Genomic DNA, 23,407 nt, shown 5'->3' with positions numbered 1-23,407 from the left:
CATATATCGTATGCAGCTTATGAAATCATCTCTACCATAACGCGATATAAACGTTCCGCCGCATCGCGAATGCCGAGTTGAAACGCCGCTTCTTTCATGCTCGTCAACGTTTGTTCGTCCAGCAAAATACGATCGATATCGTCAAGCAAGCGCGCGCCCGTCAATTCGCTTTCTAGGCGAACGATCGCTGCTCCTTTTTTTTCAAGCGCCCGCGCATTTTTTTCTTGATGATTATTTGTCACATACGGGCTCGGAATTAAAACGCTCGGAATGCCTAATGCTGTAATTTCTGCGAGCGTCGTTGCACCTGCGCGCGCGACGATCATATCCATTCCTGCTAATACTTCCGGCATATTATGAATAAACGGACGAATGATGACGTTTGTCGGATTGCCGACACCTTGTACCGCCTTTATTACTTTATCATAATGAACGTCACCTGTAACATATAAAAATTGGTATGGCTTTTGTTCGACTTCGTGAAGCACTTGTAAAAACGCCTCGTTGATCGGACGCGCTCCGCGACTACCACCGACAATGAGCACCGTTTTTTTCTTCTCATCTAATCCGAGCGACCGTCTCGCTTCTCGTCCGTCTTTTCCTACGACTTCTGAAGCGCGCGGGTTTCCTGTTAACACCACTTTTTCTTGTGGGAAATATTGTTTTGTTTCTTCAAAACAAATGGCCACTTTATCGGCATAACGGCTTAAAAAAGTATTCGTCAGCCCCGGAATGCTGTTTTGTTCATGAATGATCGTCGGTATGCCTAATTTCGCTGCCGCATAGACGACAGGTCCGCACACATATCCTCCCGTGCCGAGCACAACGTCCGGTTTGTATTGTTTCAACAGTTGTTTACATGTGCGCACGCTTTTTATAAAACGAACGATCGTTTTGACGTTTTCAAATGAAAGACTACGCTTGAATCCGCTAATGTCAATCGCATGAAACGGAATGTTTTCTCTTGGAACGATTGTACTTTCTAATCCTTTTTTCGTGCCGATATATAATACATCTACGTTCGGATGTTGTTTTTTCACTTCATGAATAAACGAAAGCGCAGGATAAATATGACCTCCTGTTCCGCCACCACTTACTACAATTTTCATCGTTTTTCCCCCTCATCAAAAGTAACAGAAGAAGCTGACTTCCATGAAGTCAGCCTTTAATAGCGCGCATAACGGCTAATGTTTAATAAGACGCCAATCGCCATGAGCATAAGCGTCAACGACGAACCGCCGTAGCTTAAAAACGGCAACGTAATGCCCGTCACCGGCATTAATCCGGTTACAACCCCGATATTAATCATAACTTGAATGGCCACCATCGCAATGATGCCGACAGCTAAAAAGCTGCCGTACAAATCAGGCGCCCCTAAGGCGATGCGAATGCCGCGCCAAAGCAATAAGCTAAACAGAAGCAAGACGAGCGATCCGCCAATAAACCCAAGCTCCTCAGCTAAAATGGCAAAAATAAAGTCGGTTTGCGGCTCAGGCAAGTAAAAAAACTTTTGGCGACTTTGCCCGAGCCCAAGTCCAAATAGCCCGCCCGGCCCGATCGCATATAGGGATTGAATAATTTGAAAACCGCTTCCTAACGGGTCTTCCCATGGGTTTAAAAATGATGTAATGCGCTTGATGCGATACGGAGCGGATAACACAAGCCCGGCAAACCCTGCCAATCCGAGCAAACCGAGAAGCACAAAATGACTCATGCGCGCACCAGCGACAAAAATCATGACGACGCACGTGCCGACCATCACCGTTCCCGTCCCTAAATCCGGCTGCAACATAATCATGCCAAAGGCGATAAACACGAGCGCCAAAGACGGGAGTAACCCTTGCTTAAACGACGTAATTTTTTTTTGATTTTCGGATAAATATTTTGCTAAAAAAGCGATCATCGCCATTTTCATAAATTCAGATGGCTGAATGGAAAATGCACCGATGCCAATCCAGCTGCGCGAACCGTTGCGCACCATGCCGACGCCTGGAATTAAAACGAGGACGAGAAGAACGAAACAAACGATCAGCAGCACTTTCGCCCACGTGCGCCACGTCCAGTAGTCGATGTTCATGAAAAAAAACATCGCAACAATCCCAACGCCTGCAAACAACAGCTGACGCTTCGCAAAGAAAAACGAATCGTGAAACTTGTAGTCCGCCCAAATGGCGCTTGCGCTATACACCATAATGAGCCCGATCGCCAACAACGAAAACGTGATGATCATTAACAAAAAATCAGGTGCAGACTTTTTTCCATGCAATGCGGAACACCTCAATTTACTTAAAATTCGTCTTATTTAAGCTTATGCACCGCATGTATAAACATGTCCCCACGATGTTCGAAAGTTTTATATTGGTCCCAACTTGCACAAGCCGGGGAGAGTAAAATGACATCGCCCGGTGACGACCATTCATACGCGGCAAAAGCTGCTTGTTCCACATTATCGACACGTTTCACTTGCTGTATTCCCGCTTCGCGCGCTATGCGTTCAATTTTCGGTGCCGTCTGTCCAAACGTAATGACGGCTTTGACGTGCTTGAAGTACGGCAATAGCTCATCAAACTCATTGCCGCGATCTAATCCGCCTGCAAGTAAAATGACCGGCTCATGAAAGGCGCTTAACGCTTTTTGTGTTGCTAAAATGTTTGTCGCTTTCGAATCGTTATAAAATTTTCGTCCGTTAATTTCAGCAACAAACTGCAAACGATGAGGCACACCGGTAAACGTCATTAATACGCGGCGAATGGCATCGTTGTCTGCACCTGCTAGTTTTGTTGCTGCAACAGCCGCCAATATATTTTCGATATTATGCGCCCCGCGTAACGCCACATCTGTGACATCAATGATCCGCTCGTCATGAAAATAAATCGCTCCCTCTTTCACCGTTGCACCGTACGATAATGGCGTAGTCGCAGAAAACGGCACTTTTTGCGCGCGACTTTTCTCCGCTAATTGCATAACGATCGGGTCATCTGCATTGACGACAGCATAATCTGTTTCTGTCTGGTTTTTGAAAATGTTTCCTTTTGCTTCCGCATACGCTTCTTTCGTCCCATGATAGTCTAAATGCGCATCGAAAATGTTTAACAACACCGCAATGTGCGGGCGAAAGCGAATCGTTCCAAGCAGCTGGAACGAGGATAATTCCATGACGATCACATCATCTTTTGTCGCGCGTTTCGCCACTTCGCATGCGACCGTTCCGATATTTCCTGCAATAAGCGGCCGACGTTTCGCTTCTTGCAACATGTGATAAATCAAGGTCGTCGTCGTCGTTTTTCCGTTTGAGCCTGTAATGCCGATAATAGGCGCTTTAGACGTTTCATAGGCAATTTCAACTTCCGTAATGACCGGAATTTGTTTGTCAAGCGCTTTTTGGACAAGCGCGTTTGAGTATGGAATGCCTGGGTTTTTCACGACAACATCAAATGGCTCGTCAAGTAGTTCAAGCGGATGCCCTCCGCATACGAGACGGATGCCAAGCGCCTCTAATTCGCGTTTATCTTGCTCGCTCGGTTCATTTCGATCGTTGACGACGACATCCGCTCCTAGCTCACGAAGCCTTTTCGCCGCTGCGAATCCACTTTTCGCTAACCCTAATACAAACACTTTTTTTCCGTTATACATTATACCCACACCTCAATGTAAATTCCTAAAATGGCAAACAATAAACCAACTGCCCAAAACGTCACGACAACGCGCCATTCAGACCAGCCGATTAATTCGTAATGATGATGAATCGGGCTCATGCGAAACACGCGTTTGCCTGTCGTTTTAAACGAAATGACTTGAATAATGACGGATAACGTTTCGATGACGAACACACCGCCGATAATTACTAATAAAATTTCAAGTTTCGTTAAAATCGCAATGGCGACAATCGCTCCCCCAAGTGCAAGCGAACCGGTATCGCCCATAAACACTTTAGCAGGATGAGCGTTAAAAACGAGGAATCCAAGCACCGCACCGACGACAGCGACGCTAAAAATGGCGATGTCATATTGCCCTTGATTCCATGCCAATACAGCATATGCACCAAACGCAATCGCCGCTGTACCCGCAAGCAAGCCGTCTAAGCCGTCTGTTAAGTTGACCGCATTCGAACCGCCAACAAGCATAAAAATAATTAATAAAATGTAGGCGGCACCTAAATCGACGGACTGATTCGTCCCTGGAATCGAAACGACCGTTGAAATGCTGTAGTGTTGAAAGAAAAAGTAAAATATGAGCGCAACGAGCAGTTGCCCTGCTAGTTTTTGCTTGCTCGTCAAACCGAGGTTGCGTTTCATCACCACTTTAATAAAGTCGTCAACAAAACCGAGCAATCCGTAGCTGATTGTAACGAACAACAATAAATACGTTTGGGCTGTCCGCTCAAAAAACATATCGCTCATGATAAACGTCGTAATTGAAAGCGATAGTAAAATCATTAAACCGCCCATCGTAGGCGTACCTGATTTTTTTTGATGAGATTTTGGTCCTTCTTCACGAATGCTTTGCCCGAATTTTAATCGCCTTAAAAACGGAATGAAAATCGGCGATAGCACAACCGTAATGATAAAGGCAAGCCCTGCCGTGAATAAAATGACTTTCTCGCTCATGATCGTTGCACCTTCCTCATCTCCTATTTATCTTTTCTCCGTTGAATAGCTTCGCGTGCGACGACACGATCATCGAAATATAACACGTCTTTGCCAATGATTTGATACGTCTCATGCCCTTTTCCTGCAATTAAAACGACATCGTCTTGTTCGGCTTGCTCGATCGCATATGTAATGGCTTCTTTTCGATCGACGATACATACAACGTCTTCGGTTACGCCTTGTTTCATGTCGTTTAAAATGGCCATCGGGTCTTCCGAGCGTGGATTATCCGATGTAAAAATCGGGACATCGCCATATTTGACAGCGATTTGCGCCATTAATGGACGCTTCGTCCGATCGCGATCTCCGCCGCAACCAACAACGACAAACACGCGCTTTTTCGCAAACTGTCGAATCGTTTGTAACACATTTTCTAAACTATCTGGCGTATGAGCGTAATCGACGATGACGGTAAACGGCTGACCAGCATCAACGACTTCAAACCGGCCCGGAACGCCTTCGATGTCAGCGATTGCGTCAACAATGGTTGCAAGCGGAATGTTTGAAACGAGACAAGCGCTCACCGCAGCTAAAATATTATACACGCTAAACATACCGATCAGTTTCGTTTTCACTTGTACGGTTTCGATCGGCGTGACGAGCTGAAACGTCGTGCCGCTTGTCGTCATCTCTACGTTTTTCGCCATGATATCGCTTTTTTTATGAATGCCGTACGTCACAACTGTTGCTGCCGTACTTTTTTTATATTCTTCTGACGCAGCATCGTCTGCATTCAATATCGCAAACTTCGGACGTTGATGATCAAAACGGTTGCCGAGCTGCGCAAACAACAACCCTTTTGACCAACGGTAATGGTCCATCGTTTGATGGTAATCTAAATGATCTTGCGTTAAATTCGTAAAAACAGCGACATCAAAGTCGCAACCATGCACTCTCCCCATATGTAGCGCATGCGATGATACTTCCATCGCAGCGATGTCCACATGCGCATCAACCATTTTGCGAAATATTTTTTGCAAAACGAGCGATTCTGGGGTTGTATTCTTTACATCATACGTTTCATCGCCAATTTTCATGTTAATTGTACCGATAAGCCCGGTTTTTTTTCCAGCGCGACGGCATATGCGTTCGATTAAATGGGTCGTCGTCGTTTTACCGTTCGTTCCTGTCACACCAATTAAATGAAGCTGATGCGTCGGTTGGCCGTAAAACGCATCCGCTAACACCGCTAACGCGCGGCGGCTATCGTTTACATAAATGACCGGTACAGGCAATGTGAGCGGCTTTTCTGCAATGACAGCCACTGCTCCACGCGCCACTGCTTGTTTGGCGAAATCGTGCCCGTCTACTGTAAATCCTTTGATGCATACAAATAACGAACCTTGTTTTACTTCCCTTGAGTCCATTTCAATTGATGTAATCGTTGGATTTTCGCTAACGTGTGGCGTAAAGCGATGCAAATAACGAAGCAACGTTTGTAACTTCATATCAATCTGTCCTTTCTTTTTTCTTTATAAACAGAAAAAGAAGCCATGAGGATGCTCCCTCTAGGCTTTACCGTTTCGTTCCAAAATAAACCCGGATCGTCGCTCCTTCTTTCACTTTCACTCCAGGCTTCGGTGCCTGTTCAATGACCATATCTCCTTCACCACTACCATCTAATTTTAAGTTAAAAAGTTGCTGTTGCAAATCTTTTTTTGTTAAACCGATTAAATTTGGTACTTCTACATAGCGTGTATCTAGCCATGTCGTTTCTTTTTCAATTTGTTGCTTGCGCGGTTTGACATCGAGCGCACGCAAACTATCTTCCATAATATTTCCAACAATCGGTGCCGCAACGACGCCACCAAATTGCACCGTTCCTTTCGGATTATCGACCGCTACATATACAACAATTTGTGGATCGTCCGCCGGTGCAAAACCGATAAAAGAAACGATATGATTATCTTTTAAATATTGACCGTCTTTCGCTTTTTGGGCTGTCCCTGTTTTGCCACCGACGCGATAGCCATCGACAAACGCCCCTTTACCTGTCCCTTGGGCAACAACGCTTTCGAGCGCATAACGAATTTGTTTTGACGTTTCCTCGGAAATAACCCGTCTTTTCGCTTGTGGCGTTTGGCGGCGCACGACTTCACCTGTGACAGGGTCAAGCCACTCTTTTGCAATGTACGGTTTGTATAAAATGCCGCCGTTCACAGCCGCCGCTACCGCTGCGACTTGTTGAATCGGTGTGACCGCTACCCCTTGACCGAAAGCAGTCGTTGCTTGTTCGACCGGTCCAACGCGATGGAGCGGAAACAAAATGCCTTTTCCTTCTCCTTGCAAATCAATACCCGTTTTTTCACCAAAGCCGAATGCGCGAATATATTCAAATAGTTTTTCTTTGCCGAGCCGATCACCGAGCTCAACAAATCCCGGGTTACAAGAGTTTTGCACGACTTCGAGAAATGTTTGATCGCCATGACCGCCACGCTTCCAACAATGCAACGTCGCCCCCGCTACTTTTACATATCCTGGGTCATGAAAATGTTCTTTCAATAAATCCACTTCTTTTTCTTCTAATGCCGCAGCAAGCGTAATAATTTTAAACGTTGATCCCGGTTCGTACGTACTCCAAATGGGTAAGTTGCGGTTAAAAATTTCTGGAGGAACGTTTTGAAAATCGGCAGGGTCAAATGTCGGACGGCTTGCCATCCCTAAAATTTCTCCGTTGTTTGGATTCATCGCAATCGCGATAATGCCATCTGGGCGATATGTCGCTTCAGCGATATTTAGTTCTCTCTCTAAAATCGTCTGGACGCGCGTATCAATCGTCAACTTTAAATCGAGACCATCGACAGGCGGCGTGTACGCATCCGCCATGCCCGGCATGCGTTTCCCTTTTGCATCGGAATAAAATTGCACCGATCCCGGCTTGCCGCTTAATTGTTCGTCGTAATAAAGTTCAAGCCCCATCAATCCTTGATTATCGATACCTGCAAATCCAAGCACGTGCGATAAATATCTTCCAAACGGATAATAACGCTTCGAGTCTTCAGCAATGTAAATCCCTTTCATCCCTAAATCGCGAATTTGTTTTGCCTGCTCGTTTGAAATTTTTCGCCCTTCTGGATGAATGCGTTCAATCGATGTTCTTTTCGTTACATGTTTATACGCTTTTTCGACCGGCATGTTTAAAATGCGTGCGAGATGTTGTGCCACTTCAGATGGATTTTCGATTTGTCTTGGTACGACGAGCACAGACGGGGCACTCATATTTGTTGCCAACGGCACCCCGTTGCGATCAACAATTTCTCCGCGTTCTGGTTCAAACGGTATGTTTCGGCTCCATAAATCTTTCGCTCGCTCGGTTAACACATCTCCTAAAACGAATTGCACATAACCGAGACGTATATCAATAATGGCAAAAATCAAAAATCCGATCAACAATACAGCCGTTAATCGTTTTCGAACGGTGACTGCGCGCATATAGCGGAACCTCCTTATATGTTTAGGCTCGTTCCACTATATGCTTGTACCGTTTCATGTAGAACTAATCGATCGGACCGTCCGTTTCTTGTTGTTCTGTTTCGGTTTGTTGTTTTTTATCGATTTCCGATGGTTTCGCCAGCTCGACAATCATATAGTCGTTTTTTTTCACAACCGATCCCGGAGCGATATTTTGCCGAAACACATATCCGCTGCCGATAAAGCTCGGTTTCAACTGCAGCAGTTCAGCAAGCTTCATGGCATCGCGCAACGACCAGCCCGTCAAATCCGGCATGATGGCGTTCCCGTCCGTTTGCAGCAACACGCGATCTGGCGCGACAACGTGTTCACCTGCTTGCGGAAACTGAGCATGTACTTTTGTTCCTTTTCCGATTACTGTTACGTGTAGCCCTTGTTTTCTCAATGATGCTGTTGCTTGTTCAACCGATTGACCGACATAAGAAGGAAGCGAAATGCTTTTTTCTTTTCTCTCGCTCTTTTTCCCAACGGTCGGTTGAATGTTTAAATATTGCAAGCTGCTTTTCATAACGGAATTAAAAATCATCGATACGGGCACCGCCCCTGTTTCCGTATATGAAATGTTCGGTTGTTGCACAGCGACATACATAATTAAGCGCGGATTTTCGCGCGGTGCCATGCCTAAAAAGGAAAAGATATAGTTTTGATGCCCTGTTAAATATCCGCCTTTTGGATCTGGAATTTGCGCCGTTCCTGTTTTTCCTGCCACACGATAACCTTCAATTTGATACGGACGCCCTGTTCCTTTTTCAGATGTGACGACCGTTTCTAAAATGTCTAATACTTTTTCAGCTGTTTCTTTTGAAATCGGTGTATCGACGACTTTCGGCTCGTGTTTTGCCACCGTTTTTCCGGTATCAGGATCGACAATACGATCGACGACATACGGTTGCATCATTTTACCGCCGTTTGCAATGGCAGTTGCCGCTTGAATTTGTTGAATTGGTGTAACCGATGTTCCTTGTCCAAAGCCGGTTGTCACTTTTTCGATCGGATAACGATACAAAATGTTTCCAGATTTTTCACCCGGCAATTCAATGCCTGTCGGTTCGTTAAAACGGAAACGATGCAAATATTGTAAAAAGCGATCTTCCCCTAATTTTTCACGCACAATTTTTGCGAATGCGACGTTTGACGAGCGCTGTACTCCCTCAAGAAACGTAATTTTCCCCCACCCGACTTTGTTATGGTCACGAACGCGATGAGGACCGATTTGATATGAACCGGACTGGTACGTTTCATTCGGCTGAAACACCCCTTCGTTCACCGCAGCAGCCAGCGTAAATATTTTCATCGTCGATCCTGGTTCGTACGGATATGCAATCGCATCGTTAAAGTAGTTTTCGATATTTCGTTTGTTTGGGTCAAAACTCGGGCGCGTGCTCATCGCTAAAATGGCGCCTGTTTTCGGATCGGCAACGATGGCGATCATTTTTTTTGGGGTATATTGTTTTTCCACCGTATTCATCGCATCTTCTAAAAACGTTTGAATGTTTTGATCAATCGTCAAGTAAATGTTTTTTCCGTTTTGCGGTGGAACGATTTGTTCATCCGCATGAGGCAGTTTAAACCCTTGTTGATCGCCCTCATAGACGACATAGCCGTCTTTTTCTTTTAATTGCTCATTAAACTGTTTTTCAATGCCCATTTTTCCTTCGACTTCGTTCGTCGCTTCATCTTTTTGCGCATAGCCGACGACGTATGAGGCAAACGTGCCGTTCGGATAAAATCGTTTTGAATCGCGCAAAAAAATGATGCCTGGAAGCTTTAGCGCTTCAATTTGTTTTTTTACCGTTTGGCTAATGCCGCGTCCGTTCGGACCAAACTCAACTTGCTTTGCATCTTTTTTCAAAATGCGTTCGACATCCGCTACGTCCATATTTAATAATGGGGCCAACTTGCGCGCTGTTTCCTCTGGATCAGTCACGTGTTCCGGCATGTCCGGGTCGAGAATCGCGGCAATGGTGTAAGAAGGAATGTCTTCGGCAATCACTTTGCCGCGCCGATCCAAAATCGTTCCCCGCTTTGCTTCTAGCACTTGTTTTTTTAAGTAACGTTTTTGTGCTTCGACAGCTAGCACTTGTCCATCAGCGACACCTGTGGCTTGTAAATAAACGAAACGTCCAAATAATATAAAAAAGAGCAAGCTAAAAATACCGAAACATATAGCTGCTCCTCTATGCGTATGTTTATGCTTTCTCATTCGGCATCAGTCCTGCACAACTTTTACGTTATTTTCATTTAATGTCAAACCGAGCTCTTTCGCTTTTGCTAAAATGCGCTCGTATGTGCTTAGTTCTTGCACTTGCACGTATAAATCGCGGTTTTGTTTTTCTTGCTCTTGAATGTTCGCTTGTAATTGTTGAACTTCTTTATTGACGTGATAAATCGTAAATTGATTAGAAATGATCGTTACGCTACTATATAGCGCAAATGCGAGAAACGAAACAAACACAAGTTTCTCCCCAACCGTCCAGCGCACACTACGTTTTTGCTTTTTTCTCGGTGCGCGTTGCACGTGTTGTTCTTGTTGTACTTTTTGTACTTTTTGTTGAATGCGAACAGCTGCCATATACGTTTTTCCCCCTTTTTTACAACTTTTCGGCAATGCGCAATTTTGCAGATCGTGCGCGATGATTATGTTGCAATTCTTCTTCCGATGGTACGATCGGTTTTTTTGTAATGATTTTTAATTTCGGTTTGTATTCATCTGGAATGATCGGCAAACCTGGCGGCAAGTGCGGCGTTTCACTTGCTTGTTTAAACGCTTGCTTACAAATGCGATCTTCGAGCGAATGGAACGTAATAACGCTTATGCGTCCCCCAGGCTTTAATAAATCGATCGCTTGTTCGATCGCTTCTTCAAACGCACGCAATTCATCGTTTACCGCAATGCGAATCGCTTGAAATACGCGTTTTGCCGGATGCCCTCCCGTTCGACGTGCCGGTGCTGGAATCGCTTCTTTAATGACTTCCGCAAGCTCTGTCGTCGTTTCAATCGGCTTTTGCTTGCGCGTTTGCTCAATTTTACGCGCGATAGCTTTTGAAAATTTTTCCTCACCGTATTGAAAGAAAATTTTCACAAGTTGCTCATACGGCCATGTGTTGACAACGTCATACGCCGTTAACGTTTGCTCGCGATCCATGCGCATATCGAGCGGCGCTTCATGCTGATAGCTAAAGCCGCGCTCTGGCATATCTAACTGCGGAGACGATACGCCGAGATCAAATAAAATGCCGTCTACTTCATGCACACCGTAAAGCGCCAACTGTTGTTTTAAATAACGGAAGTTGCTTTTAATGATCGTAAACTGACCGCTATATCGTTCGAGTTTTTGTTGGGCATGACGAATCGCGACATCGTCTTGATCGAAGGCGAACAATCTTCCTTCCGGCGATAATTGCGACAATAAATATTCGCTATGTCCAGCTCCACCGAGCGTACAATCTACATATGTACCGTCTTTTTTAATGTTTAATCCGTCAACTGTCTCTTTTAATAATACGGTTACGTGATGAAACAATGATGTCACCTACCTCTACAACTTCAAACGTGCTACAAAAATGATTGCAATTGTATTGTACCATCATTTCACTAAATTCACTACTTACTTCCGAACTATTCTATTGTATATAAAAAAAATCCTGTGCGCGACAGGATTTTTTTATCGACGAAAACAGTTAAATATATACAATTTTATGCAACCCATTCCACCGATAATCGACATGAAGAAGTCGATCAACAAAATCAAAACCGTAACGGTTTATATAGTAAAATACGTTCCAAACGCGCTCTTGTGGCATACCGTTCGGGCGGAGCGCCAACTCAATGCGCTCATATTTTCGTATGTGCACATCATGTTTTTGCAATAGGCGGCGTGTAATCAATTGTTGAAGATAATCGATTTGTGTCTCGACCCGTTCAGCATTTTTCAACATGACTCCTTCAAGCTGAGGATCCACTTGGAGCCCGAGTTGGCGCAGTTGTTCATGAATGCGTGCGATTTCTTTTTTCGCCTCATGAAACGTTTCATCAAATGCCACAGGCTGATTGTCGCGCATCCACTTCTCTAGCGCCTGTTTCGTTCCGTTTGTTAACGCCTCTGCCACCGTCATATGCACATCCGCTACATCGGACGCAATATGGCGTTCGATAAGCGTTAAAGAAAGGCGCGGCACAATCGGCGGCATGCGCCAATGAAAATGCTCAAACACTTGTTTTAGTTCAGCCCAATACGCAATTTCGCCCGGACCGGCAATAAAAGCAAGCGTAGGAAATAACCATTCTTGCATAAGCGGTCTTGTGACGACGTTGTTGCTAAACGATTGCGGATCGCTTTCGATTCGTTGTCTTAACTCATCTGGCGCAAAACGGTACGCCCCGTCTTTTGTGTAAAAACAACGTTGAGCATCATCGTAATATAACAAACGGCGTTGACCGTCATCATAAAACAAATGGGCGCACATCGGCATCACGTCAATCGCTTTTGTATAGCCTAACCGTTCGAGATGTTGTTGTTGGTTTTGAAGCGCGTTTGTAATCATATGATGTTCATGAATAAGCGTCATAAACCATTCGCGCTCCATCGCCCGCAATTGCGGATGGGCGGCATCCACAACGACGATGCCTTCTTTGGCAAACAACGTTAAAACAACGTTCGCAAAAAAGTCTACCACCGTATTGGACTTCGCGATGCATGCATGGATGTACGCGCGCAATTCATTTGTGACATCTGTCTCGCCATATGTTTTTAACACGTCATCAATCCATTGACGGCACGCGTTCGCGTCGAGTTCAATATGAGCAGCCATTCGTTTTTCTTTTGCTAATGGCGGATATATACGTTTTTTTACTTTTCCGTATTCAGCGACATGTACATAATTGATTTCTGCAATATCATGGTCTTCTGATGCCATCCAAAATACCGGAACGACAGGAACGCCAAGCTGTTGTTCTTGCTGTTTGGCCAATGTAATGATTGAAATGATTTTATATATCGTATATAACGGTCCTGTTAAAAGCCCAGCTTGTTGTCCACCGATGACAACAACACTTTCCGGATGACGCAGTTTTTCAATGTTTGCCATCGTTTCGGCGCTTGCTTGAAACTGCTTATGATACGTCAACAAATGGTCAACGATCGCTTCGCGGGCATACGTTCGTTTTTGAAGTTCATGCAAACGTTCTTGAAATGAACAAGGATGAAACGCTTCATGAACAGGAAACGTCCCTTCGATATACTCCGTTGCTAAACGGTTCGTTGCTGGCAATGACAGCTCGATGATTTCCATCCTAAACTCCCTTTCTCATTCATGATGAAAATGCGATCATGACACGATGAATGATCCCATATATAAATAGTCCGACATAAACGGTTGTAAATAATAAAAATTGCATTCTCCAGTACAGTTTAAACGTTCGTTGCAGCGACACGTCCCCTGTTTTTTTCCAATATAAAACGATTCCAATCATAAATGCTACAATAAAAAAAATGAGAAATTCAACAATATACGATCGTTGAAAAATCGCTTGCAATAACACGTGAACAGCAACAATAAAAAAAATGGTCGATCCGTTTACAGCCAAATGAAACGCGCGCTTTCCTTTACGTCTAAAAACCGCTTTGGCGAGTGTAAAAATAAAAAAAAACGAAAGAAACGGCATAACAATCATGATAGCAATGAAAGAGGCGAGTACATCTTTCACTTTTTCTTCTCCCCCTCTAATTCTTTCCCTTTCACAAGCGCATATAAAAATGTCGTAATTGGGGCAGAGATGTGCTGTTTGTGCGCGTGCTCAATGACATAGCGTAAAATGGCATCTAGTTCCGTCCTCCGCCCTGCCTCGATGTCGCGCAACATCGAAGAACGGTTCGCAGCCGTTTGATGACAGACGGTTTCAATATGCTGCCATATGCGCTCGCGTTGGTCAAGTTGAAAAATAGACGCAACTTCGCAAAACAATTGTTTCATCGCTTGCCGATATGGCTCATGCGTCACTAACATGCCGTTTGGAACGCGCAACAACGCAGTTAGCGGATTAATAGCTATGTTTACCATTAATTTTTCAAGCAACATAGTTTCCCAATGAGCGACATATTGAAACGCAAAGCGGCTGCTTGTCGATGATAGAAACGAAAACGTCTCTTTTTCTCCTTTCCATACGCTCCATTTCGTTTGGCCAACACCGGTATGAGAAACGGTCGTATCATCGAGTTTTAAGGCGCCATGTTCAACGACAGCAAGCGCAATATGGTCGTGTGGCAAATGCGGCAAATACGAAACATGCCCCATGCCGTTTTGCAAAAAGACGATGGCGTTCGCTTGAAGCATATGTATGCGCGTTTCCAATATGTTTGTTAAGTCGTATTGTTTGACCGCAAGAAACAGCACATCTTCTTCCGTTTCTCGAACGAACGGCTTAGCGTTCACACGATGCGTTGTCTGTTCGTCGCCACAAATGACCGTCACTCCGTATGTACATAGCTGTTCCGCCTGCTCATGACGACGTGTATAAATCGTCACATCATAGTTTTTACTGAAGTAAGCGGCCGTCAACAACCCGACCGCTCCGCCCCCTATAATTCCGATGCGCACGGTACGTCCTCCTCTTTTCTACCTATGCTTTATTGTATAAAAAAAAGTAGCTGGCGTCTATCAGCTACTATACGGACAATTGGCGTGCGCGTTCTAAAATGTGCATAATGGCTTGATATTCTTGTTGTACCACTTGCAGTTGTTTTTCAAGCTCTTCTTTTTCTTTTTGCAACGTGGATACTTGGTTGCGCAGCCGTTCGATTTCTTGTTGTCCTTCCCCGCGTTGTTGCAACGTTTGTAAAAAGGAAATGACATCTTGTAACGTAATGTCGCGCTCAGGCGGTTTAGGCTCTTTTTTCTGCTTTCGTTGTTGTTTGGCAAGCTCTAGCGCTTCTTCATATTGTTTGCGCACGTATGCATTCCAACGAAAACCACAAGCCGCTGCGGTTCGCGATAGTTTTTTTCCTACTTCCTCAAACGCTCGTAATTGCGTGCTACCTTCGCGCACAAAAGCTAACACCGTCTCAGCAAGCAACACATCTTCTTCTTCTTTCCATGCATCTTGACGCATCATTCCTATCCCTCCTCACTGCATTTACTATATAATTATGCAGCTAATAGAGAAGATAGAAGATTAGAAGATAGAAGATTATTTGTTCCGTTTTGCTAAAAATGATTGCACCGCTCGCTCGTGTTTTTTCAATCATCTTCCTTCTCCCCTTTATTGCATGTCCATCGTATGATTCGCTGCAAACTGCGTGTTTTCCTTTCAAAACAAGAAAAGCGCAAGGGCAATTCCCCGCGCTTTTCTTATTTGTTTACAACGTCTTTTCCTTTGTATGTTCCACAAACTTTGCATACGCGATGAGCAAGTTTCATTTCACCGCAGTTTGGGCATTCTACCATACCAGGTACGCGCAATTTGAAGTGCGTACGACGTAGTCTCTTTTTCATTTTCGATGTTCTTCTAAAAGGTACTGCCATCATTTCCACCTCCTTAAAGAGATTTAGGCGAATATGGAGGCCGGTGTAGTTCCGGATCTTCCCTTAAGATTCATTTTTGTTTTCGAAAAACTTTGCTAGCTTCGCTAAGCGCGGATCAATTTTATTTTCATGTTCTTCTTCTGAAATGACTGCCCAATCTTTTCCTGATTGCGGAACGGCATCTGGATGATCCGGCTGCTCGCTAAAAATTTGCATCGGAATTTCAAGAAGAATGAGTTCTTTTACGATCGGCATTAAGTCGATCGTCTCTCCTTGAACAACATGCGACTCTTCATCCGTTGCGTCATAGTCATTTAAAAAAAACGTTTCGGTGCTTTCGATGGCGAATGGATACGATACGTCCACGAGCGTGCGGGAACAAGGCAGTTTCATTGTCCCCTCAATCGTTAAGTGGAACGTAAACTTTTTCGCGCTCACATCGGCCCGTCCATACACATGAACCGGTGAAATGTCGCGAATGGAAGCGTTCACTTCTTTTAACTCGGACACATCGGCTATTTCGTCAATCGTCAGCCCTTTATGTTGCAACTGATGAAGTTGATGAATAGACCATCTCAATGATAATCACCTCAAGACAACAAAGAAAATTATACGTTTGAACAACGGTTTTGTCAATATTTTTTCTTTACACTACCTCGATTATAATCAGCTTATACTCACTGTATCACGTTTTACACAAAAAAGAAAGGTGGACGACAAATGAAAGCGGTCGGCATCGTTGTCGAATACAATCCGTTTCATAACGGGCATTTATACCATGTGCAACAGACGCGAAAAAAAACAAAGGCGGATTGCGTCATCGCCGTCATGAGCAGCTCATTTACACAACGGGGCGAACCTGCGATCGTACCGAAATGGGAGCGCGCTCGTATGGCGCTTGCAGGCGGTGTCGATCTCGTCGTCGAGCTTCCTTATCCGTTTGCCGTACAAACAGCTGAACGGTTCGCCCATGGCGCTGTTTCGATTCTCGATGCGCTTTTTTGTGAACAATTATGTTTCGGGAGCGAACACGGAGACGTTGAAGCATTTATCCAAACAGCACGCTTGCTCATCGACGAAAAAGAACGGCATAACGAAAAAATAAAACATTATATGCATCAAGGGATGAGCTACGCGAAAGCATATGCGCTTGCGCTTTATGACATCGGTCACGATGCGCTAGATATATCGCAACCAAACAACATTTTAGGCTTACATTACGTCAAAGCGATCATCGAACAACAAAGCGATATAAAGCCTGAGACGATTCAACGGATCGTCGCTCATTATCACGACGCGTCGCTTCCAGCAAACGATGACATTGCTAGCGCAACGAGCATCCGCCGTTTTTTACAATCTGGTCACGAGGACGTCGCGCGCTATGTTCCGCATCCAACATTTGAAACGTTACAAACGTATCGTCATACATATACAACGTGGCACGATTGGGACAAATATTTTCCGGTTTTAAAATATCGGTTATTGACGATGGAAGTAGATGACATTCGCCAAATTGCTGAAGTGGAAGAAGGCATCGAACATCGTCTGAAAAAGGCAATTGTTCACGCCACATCGTTTCACGACTTTCTTTCAGCTGTAAAAACGAAACGATATACGTGGACACGGTTGCAGCGCATATGCACACATGTGTTGACGAACGTCACCAAAAAAGAAATGGCGAAAGCGCACGAAAAGAAGCGTGCGACATACATTCGCCCGCTAGCGATGAACGAAACAGGAAGAGCGTATTTACAAACGGTGAAAAAGAAAACGACATTGCCAATTGTCACAAACGTCAAGCATATACAACACGATCCGGTATATCATATCGAAAAAAAAGCGACACAAGCATATATGTGTATTTTGCCTGAGCCGCTTTGGACAGAAGCGTTGCGCAATGAATATGCAACGCCACCACTACGATAATTTTTGTAAAAATTGAACGGCATCATCAAACGTATCAACAGGTACAATTTTCATCTTTGTGCCGATATCTTTTGCTGTTTTCACCGCTTCTTTATAGTTGGAATGTTTCGCTCCGCGTTCGTTCGGAGCGAAAAAAATGTCCGCTCCTGCTTTATGAGCAGCGATCACTTTTTGAGAAATGCCGCCGATCGGTCCGACTTCTCCGTCGATATTGATCGTTCCCGTTCCGGCAATGTCATATCCTTTCGTTAAATCTTCAGGAACGAGCTGATTGTACACTTCTAGCGCAAACATAAGTCCAGCCGACGGGCCGCCAATGTCATCAGATTCAATATGAACAGGCGGATCCGTCACAATATCGCGATCCGTCATGACGGAAACGCCGAGACCGATGCGATTTTTTTCATTTGGAAACGGCGCAAGCGTCAACGTTGCTGTTTTTTCTTTTCCTGATCGTTTATACGTAATTCGGACGCGATCTCCTTTTTTCTTTCCGCTTACGTATTGAATAAATTCGTCTGCGTCGTTGAGACGTTGCCCGTCAATCGCTACTAATTGATCGCCGCTTTTTAAATATTTTGCTGCCGGCATGTTATCGACGACATAAAGCACATATACACCTTTATTGCGATATGAAACCGGTTTGTTTGCTTTTTTGTAGGCGACAGCAATCGCTGTTTCTTTTGAATTTTCCATCATTTTCAATTGGCGATACGTATATTCTTCGTCGTTTTCGTCTTGTTGACGCACTTCGTCTATGCGATATAGTTCGTTATATTTACTCATATGGGCGAATACAAACGAAAAAAGGTTTGCCTGCCCCATGCGAACGGTCGTTAACATAAACTTTCCCTTTTCTTTATAGCCGCCTTCGACTTCAACGAGCGGACGCAACGGTTCAGCCGTTCCAGGCATCGTCACGTAATATGGCAATTTAAAAAAGGTACCAAAAACGAGCAATAGTGCAATGAGCGCAATCGTCCGAATATACCGTTTATTGTTCATCGTTTAAACCCCTTCTCTGCAAGCAATTGACGAATGATCGGTAGCTGTTGGCGTGCCGCTTCTTCCCCCATTTGAATCATCTCTTTCGCATGTGTAAACGCATACGAACTATATCGCTCAAGCTGCGGACGAATAACGATATCCGCTTGAGCGATGCGGTGGGAAGCGAGCTCAGCTTGAATAATGTCTAAGCTTTGTAAAATAACATCAAAAATGGAGGTGAGCGTGTCGTTCTTTTTGACGGAGGCAACATCAACCGCGATGACGACATCAGCCCCCATGTCACGAACAACGGTGGCTGGCACACGATCAATGACCCCACCATCAACAAGAAGGCGGCCATTCAAACGTTCGGGCACAAAAATGCCTGGAATCGAAATGCTCGCACGCACGGCATCAGCGATGTTTCCTTCGCGAAACACCACTTTCTTACCTTTTTGCAAATCGGTCGCCACAACCGCTAACGGAATGCGGGCATCTTCAATGCGCTTTTGTTTCGTCATAACCGATATAAACTGTTTAATGTGTCGCCCTGCAATAAGCCCCATTTTCGGCAACGTCCAGTCGATATAGTCGTTGCGCCGAAACGCCATCGCAAGCCGATATAATCGTTCCGTTGACATCCCCGATGCATATAACGCTCCGACGAGTGCGCCCATGCTGCTCCCTGCAATCATATGGATCGGAATGTTTTCTTCTTCTAGCACTTTGATGACACCTGCATGTGCAAAACCGCGCGCACCACCAGAGCCGAGCGCCAACCCGATTTTCATCCATTTCCCCCCCCTTCCCTCTTCAATACTATGGTCTAAAATGTCCACATATACTCGTATATTAAAACGAGTACGATCGGCGGATAAGGAGGCCAACGAACGATGAAAGAAAAATGGAAAACATTGATGCTATCGTCTATAATTATTTGCTTATGTTTTGCATTGCTCCGCTACCCGCAACATGCGCTTGAAGCTGCGGTGCGCGGATTGCATATGTGGTGGGATGTCGTTTTCCCTTCCCTTCTTCCCTTTTTTATTGTATCAGAAATTTTAATTGGATTTGGTGTCGTTCATTTTCTCGGTGTATTGCTTGAGCCATTGATGCGTCCGCTTTTTAAAGTGCCGGGCATCGGCGGATTCGTTTGGGCGATGGGCATGGCTTCCGGCTACCCTGTCGGCGCAAAACTGACCGCGCGGTTAAGACAGCAACAACAACTTTCCGCCATTGAAGCAGAGCGGCTCGTTTCGTTTACAAACTCATCTAATCCGCTCTTTATTTTCGGGGCGATTTCGGTCGGATTTTTTCATAATCCAAACATCGGCATCATTCTTGCCTTATCTCATTATCTCGGCAACATTTGTGTCGGTTTCATGATGCGCTTTCACGGAAAAGATGACACCGCTTTTGTCGCTAAACAAAAAAAAGGTATTTTCCAGCAAGCATTTCGTGCGATGCATGAAACGCGCTTAAAACATGGCCAAGCGATCGGCAAGCTGCTCGGGGATGCGGTTCGGTCCTCCATTCAAACGCTTCTTATGATCGGCGGATTTATTATTTTATTTTCTGTTTTAAATAAGTTGCTTTATATTACAAACATCACCGAATGGCTAGCCGGCATCGTGCGATACGCATTAGCGCTTTTTCATTTACCGAGCGAATTAAGCGTTCCGTTTATCGCAGGGTTGTTTGAAATTACGCTTGGCAGTCAAATGACGAGCGAAACGGCAAATGCGACGCTATTGCAAAAAGTCATCGTCACAAGCTTCATTCTTGCCTTTGGCGGTTTTTCTGTACAAGCACAAGTCGCGAGCATTTTAGCGGAAGCTCATATTCGCTTTCAACCTTTTTTCATTGCGCGCATCTTTCACGGATTGTTTGCTGCTTTTTTCGCGTCTCTTCTTTGGAAGCCGCTTTACGTTCAACCGCTTGAATCAGCAGAAATGTTACCTGTTTGGCTTCCAGAAACAACAAGCCAGTGGTCGATTGTGTATGCGCATTGGATCGAACAATACGGCTTTTTCATTACAGCTACGGCGTGTTTTATGTATGTGATGATCACTTTTCGACGCGAAAAACCACCTGCTTAAAGGTGGTTTTTTATTTCGGAAAATTTTTTACGAAGTGCTTCTTCTACAACTTTTGGCACGAGTTCAGAAATGTTGCCGTTATATTTCGCCACTTCTTTTACGATACTTGAACTTAAAAAGGCGTATTGATTGTTTGTCATCATGAAAAACGTTTCAATTTGTTCGTTTAATACGCGGTTCATGGATGTAATTTGCATTTCGTATTCAAAATCAGAAACAGCACGCAATCCGCGTAAAATCGCGCTTGCATTTTTACTGCGGGCGTAATCGACAAGCAACCCTCGATACGAATCTACGGTGACGTTATGTAAATCTTTTGTCACTTCCTCAAGCAATTGCACTCGTTCTTCGGTTGAAAATAACGGTTTTTTCGATGAATTGTTTAATACGACAACATAAACTTGGTCAAACACTTTCGCCCCGCGACGAATAATATCTAAATGCCCATACGTCACAGGATCAAAACTTCCTGGGCATACTGCAATGCTTGCCATATTTATTCCCCTTCCTCATCGACATAAGCAAAAATCGATACAGCCGTAATGCCGTACGTTTCATGTTTCACTTGTGTTAACCGCCCAATTTGCTTTGGAAGCTCCACTTCCGCCCCGTGTTCAGCCACGATGAAACCGTCTCGTTGCAACAGCTGATGGGCATCGATGATCGCAATAAGTGCTTCCAATTGCTTGTTTTTATAAGGCGGATCAAGAAAAATAAGGCGAAACGTCAAGCCTCTTTTGATGATTGCTTTTAACGCTCGTTCCGCATCGTTGCGATAAATTTCCGCTTGGTCTGTCAAACGACAAGCCGCCACGTTTTTTTTCATCGTTTGGACGGCTTTTGCATCGTGATCGACGAAAATGACGCGATCGAGTCCGCGGCTTAACGCTTCGATGCCAAGCCCGCCGCTTCCGCCAAACAAATCAAGTCCAAGTCCACCTGAAAAATATGGACCGATCATATTAAACATTGCTTCTTTCACTTTATCTGTCGTCGGACGGGTCGTCATCCCTGGTACAGCTTGTAACAGCTTTCCTTTACATTTCCCTGATATGACTCTCATCGTATTTCACCTCGCTTTTATGATCATAGCATAACCGACGAAATGGACAATCATTGTAAGGAAAAAAATGATGAGGATGTATACAATGCGAAACAATGGTCATACTGATAGTAACAACATCGTTGCGATGTTGTTGCCAACCATGGAGAAGACTTACGTTCCCCATAAGTTCTTCCTCCGGTTTCTCCTCTCCCTTTTTGCCTTCTTTTTTCGGCTTGTCCGAAAAAAATAGAAGGGCCCCTATGGCATATGCCACAGGGATTTTTTTTTGCCCTATTGCCCTACAACATGTATTTCTTCACTCGTTTCGCTAATATAAACAGAAAACCATTTTGGAAATTCGGTTCGTTCCACGTATAGCGTTCCGTTCCATTCACGAATGACGGCATTTGTGCCATTCGTAAAAAAGCGCCAACGTGCACCATTTTTTTCAATAAATACGGCTTCACTTGAACGTTGAACGGTATAGCCAAGCGTGCGCATAATCGGAACGAATGGGAACAGTTGTTGACCGTCTTTTAATAAGACGTGGGCATTCGGTAATTTGACGTTATTGGCGACAAGCATTTTTCGCTCCGTAAATGTCATGTACGGTTGTTCATCTTGGAAAAATGTCGTATTCCCACCGTACGCCTTTCCTAACCATTCATCCAACTTTTTCATCGTCAATGGTTGACCATCGTTCGTTGTAACGGATGTCCAAAACGTTTGTTGTTCTTCTTTCGTTAATGTCGTCTGCAATTGCTGCAAAACGCGTTGCGCTTGTTGTGTCATCGGTTTTGTTTTTGTCATGTACGCTGCAAGCAAATCCCATATCCAATCCGGAACAGAACTATTTGGAAATCGCTGTTGTAGCTCCACGCGAACGTAAGCGCGCTGCACGTTGGCAAAGGAAGCCGTTTCCGGTATCATGACAAACGTCGGTGTTATATATTGCAGCTGAAACGGAGTAACAATAAGCGTCTGTACGCTGCTTTTTCGCCAAAACGATAGCGCTGTTGGATCGACTGGCTTTGTCGCATACACTGCCAGGTCATGATCAAACGATGTGCGAAGTGGTTTCGCTTGAAAATAAAGCGGAACAGCTTGCCCGCCTTTTTTCTCCCACATAAAAAACGAAAACGACGGTTTATATACGTAGCCAATGAGCTTTCCGTCCGCTGCCCACACACCTTTCGGATGAACAGCATCGGTGAGGGATATATTCATTTGTTGCTGTTGTGATGTATGAAAACGAACGAGCCATTCCTTAACAAAAAGCGGTTCTTTTTGTGCAATTGGCACGCGATAAGTGAGGGAAAGCTCACCGGTCTTCGGTGCGTCGACGACTGTTTTGTCGTTTTGTCGTTTCACGCATGTTTTGTCGTTTAAACACGAAACACCTTTCACTTCTTTTGGCACTGTCACTTCATACGTATCAGCAACAGCCCCGCGTATATGATGAACGACTTGTATCGTCTTTCCCGTAAATGTCGCTTCAATGTCATGTTGCATGACCGACTGTTTCGTTGCTTCTGTATGATATTCGTCCCACTGGTAATATAAAGCCCCTGCGCTAACTCCGAGGAAAAGGAGCGTTGAAATGAAAGCTACTTTCCGCATGCGATTGCCCCTCATTTAGCAGTTTATAATATAACAATAGCAAAATTTCAATCCGTTGTCATACACCGTTTTCACTAATTGTCGAAAAA

General features: G+C 44.5%; 22 protein-coding genes. 2 read left to right on the top strand and 20 right to left on the bottom strand.

Translation table 11 applies throughout. From position 1 onward, the window contains the following. Positions 1-17: 17 nt before the first annotated feature. The 15 genes from murG to ABEV15_RS04865 all read right to left on the bottom strand — a co-directional run bounded on the left by murG (position 18) and on the right by ABEV15_RS04865 (position 16,220). Positions 18-1,109: an undecaprenyldiphospho-muramoylpentapeptide beta-N-acetylglucosaminyltransferase gene (murG, locus tag ABEV15_RS04935; RefSeq protein ID WP_498852531.1), complete on the bottom strand. Its 1,092-nt coding sequence runs from the start codon at positions 1,107-1,109 to the stop codon at positions 18-20. A 56-nt stretch (positions 1,110-1,165) separates the two neighbouring features. Next, the gene (gene spoVE / locus ABEV15_RS04930) at positions 1,166-2,266 is read right to left on the bottom strand and encodes a stage V sporulation protein E (RefSeq protein WP_498852530.1); all 1,101 of its coding nucleotides are present in this window, start codon (positions 2,264-2,266) and stop codon (positions 1,166-1,168) included. 32 nt (positions 2,267-2,298) lie between these two features. Beyond that, positions 2,299-3,633, bottom strand: a complete 1,335-nt coding sequence (murD, locus tag ABEV15_RS04925; RefSeq protein WP_498852529.1) for a UDP-N-acetylmuramoyl-L-alanine--D-glutamate ligase — start codon at positions 3,631-3,633, stop codon at positions 2,299-2,301. Then, complete coding sequence (mraY, locus tag ABEV15_RS04920) at positions 3,633-4,607, bottom strand: phospho-N-acetylmuramoyl-pentapeptide-transferase (protein ID WP_429631639.1); 975 nt, start codon at positions 4,605-4,607, stop codon at positions 3,633-3,635. The genes murD and mraY overlap by 1 nt, the downstream gene beginning before the upstream one ends. 23 nt (positions 4,608-4,630) lie before the next feature. Next, complete coding sequence (locus ABEV15_RS04915; protein WP_498852528.1) at positions 4,631-6,097, bottom strand: UDP-N-acetylmuramoyl-L-alanyl-D-glutamate--2,6-diaminopimelate ligase; 1,467 nt, start codon at positions 6,095-6,097, stop codon at positions 4,631-4,633. Positions 6,098-6,164: 67 nt separating this feature from the next. Then, positions 6,165-8,081 (bottom strand): stage V sporulation protein D, encoded by a 1,917-nt coding sequence (locus tag ABEV15_RS04910; RefSeq protein WP_498852527.1) that lies wholly within the window; start codon positions 8,079-8,081, stop codon positions 6,165-6,167. 64 nt (positions 8,082-8,145) lie between these two features. Next, positions 8,146-10,323 (bottom strand): penicillin-binding protein, encoded by a 2,178-nt coding sequence (locus ABEV15_RS04905; protein ID WP_498852526.1) that lies wholly within the window; start codon positions 10,321-10,323, stop codon positions 8,146-8,148. A 6-nt stretch (positions 10,324-10,329) separates the two neighbouring features. Then, entirely contained in the window at positions 10,330-10,692 is a 363-nt protein-coding gene (gene ftsL, locus ABEV15_RS04900; protein WP_429635267.1) for a cell division protein FtsL, read from the bottom strand. A 19-nt stretch (positions 10,693-10,711) separates the two neighbouring features. Next, positions 10,712-11,644, bottom strand: a complete 933-nt coding sequence (gene rsmH / locus ABEV15_RS04895; RefSeq protein WP_498852525.1) for a 16S rRNA (cytosine(1402)-N(4))-methyltransferase RsmH — start codon at positions 11,642-11,644, stop codon at positions 10,712-10,714. Between the two features lie 157 nt (positions 11,645-11,801). Then, positions 11,802-13,412, bottom strand: coding sequence for a bacillithiol biosynthesis cysteine-adding enzyme BshC (gene bshC / locus ABEV15_RS04890; protein WP_429635270.1), 1,611 nt, complete (start codon positions 13,410-13,412; stop codon positions 11,802-11,804). 19 nt (positions 13,413-13,431) lie between these two features. After that, positions 13,432-13,827 carry a DUF3397 domain-containing protein gene (locus ABEV15_RS04885; protein ID WP_498852524.1) on the bottom strand — a complete coding sequence of 132 codons (396 nt, stop codon included), beginning with the start codon at positions 13,825-13,827 and terminating at the stop codon, positions 13,432-13,434. Further along, complete coding sequence (locus ABEV15_RS04880; protein ID WP_429631623.1) at positions 13,824-14,717, bottom strand: 2-dehydropantoate 2-reductase; 894 nt, start codon at positions 14,715-14,717, stop codon at positions 13,824-13,826. Before ABEV15_RS04880 ends, ABEV15_RS04885 begins: the two co-directional genes overlap by 4 nt. A gap of 67 nt (positions 14,718-14,784) precedes the next feature. Then, on the bottom strand, positions 14,785-15,231 hold the full coding sequence (locus tag ABEV15_RS04875; protein WP_498852523.1) for an RsfA family transcriptional regulator: 447 nt from the start codon (positions 15,229-15,231) through the stop codon (positions 14,785-14,787). A gap of 236 nt (positions 15,232-15,467) precedes the next feature. Further along, on the bottom strand, positions 15,468-15,641 hold the full coding sequence (gene rpmF, locus ABEV15_RS04870; RefSeq protein ID WP_003395111.1) for a 50S ribosomal protein L32: 174 nt from the start codon (positions 15,639-15,641) through the stop codon (positions 15,468-15,470). 63 nt (positions 15,642-15,704) lie between these two features. Continuing rightward, positions 15,705-16,220, bottom strand: coding sequence for a YceD family protein (locus ABEV15_RS04865; RefSeq protein ID WP_498852522.1), 516 nt, complete (start codon positions 16,218-16,220; stop codon positions 15,705-15,707). Positions 16,221-16,361: 141 nt separating this feature from the next. On the opposite strand from ABEV15_RS04865, the gene ABEV15_RS04860 reads away from it, so the two are divergent. Then, a complete protein-coding gene (locus ABEV15_RS04860) occupies positions 16,362-17,567 on the top strand; it encodes a nucleotidyltransferase (RefSeq protein ID WP_498852521.1) in 1,206 nt (401 codons plus the stop codon). Here the strand turns inward: ABEV15_RS04860 and ABEV15_RS04855 are convergent. After that, on the bottom strand, positions 17,559-18,572 hold the full coding sequence (locus ABEV15_RS04855) for a SepM family pheromone-processing serine protease (RefSeq protein ID WP_498852520.1): 1,014 nt from the start codon (positions 18,570-18,572) through the stop codon (positions 17,559-17,561). The genes ABEV15_RS04860 and ABEV15_RS04855 overlap by 9 nt on opposite strands. Continuing rightward, a complete protein-coding gene (locus ABEV15_RS04850) occupies positions 18,569-19,345 on the bottom strand; it encodes a patatin-like phospholipase family protein (RefSeq protein ID WP_429631609.1) in 777 nt (258 codons plus the stop codon). Before ABEV15_RS04850 ends, ABEV15_RS04855 begins: the two co-directional genes overlap by 4 nt. A 102-nt stretch (positions 19,346-19,447) precedes the next feature. Here ABEV15_RS04850 and ylbJ point away from each other — a divergent pair, with 102 nt between their 5' ends. Continuing rightward, positions 19,448-20,653, top strand: a complete 1,206-nt coding sequence (ylbJ, locus tag ABEV15_RS04845; protein ID WP_498852519.1) for a sporulation integral membrane protein YlbJ — start codon at positions 19,448-19,450, stop codon at positions 20,651-20,653. On the opposite strand, the gene coaD is transcribed toward ylbJ, so the two are convergent. The 3 genes from coaD to ABEV15_RS04830 all read right to left on the bottom strand — a co-directional run bounded on the left by coaD (position 20,650) and on the right by ABEV15_RS04830 (position 23,318). Beyond that, entirely contained in the window at positions 20,650-21,147 is a 498-nt protein-coding gene (gene coaD / locus ABEV15_RS04840) for a pantetheine-phosphate adenylyltransferase (protein WP_498852518.1), read from the bottom strand. The genes ylbJ and coaD overlap by 4 nt on opposite strands. Before the next feature lie 2 nt (positions 21,148-21,149). After that, positions 21,150-21,716, bottom strand: coding sequence for a 16S rRNA (guanine(966)-N(2))-methyltransferase RsmD (gene rsmD, locus ABEV15_RS04835; protein WP_429631603.1), 567 nt, complete (start codon positions 21,714-21,716; stop codon positions 21,150-21,152). 273 nt (positions 21,717-21,989) lie between these two features. Continuing rightward, on the bottom strand, positions 21,990-23,318 hold the full coding sequence (locus ABEV15_RS04830; RefSeq protein WP_498852517.1) for a hypothetical protein: 1,329 nt from the start codon (positions 23,316-23,318) through the stop codon (positions 21,990-21,992). Positions 23,319-23,407 lie beyond the last annotated feature (89 nt).

It is taken from the genome of Bhargavaea massiliensis, from assembly GCF_050480245.1.
Lineage (GTDB): Bacteria > Bacillota > Bacilli > Bacillales > Anoxybacillaceae > Anoxybacillus.
The sequence above is the reverse complement of the archived record's forward strand: the minus strand, read 5'-3'. Positions and strand labels throughout refer to the sequence as shown.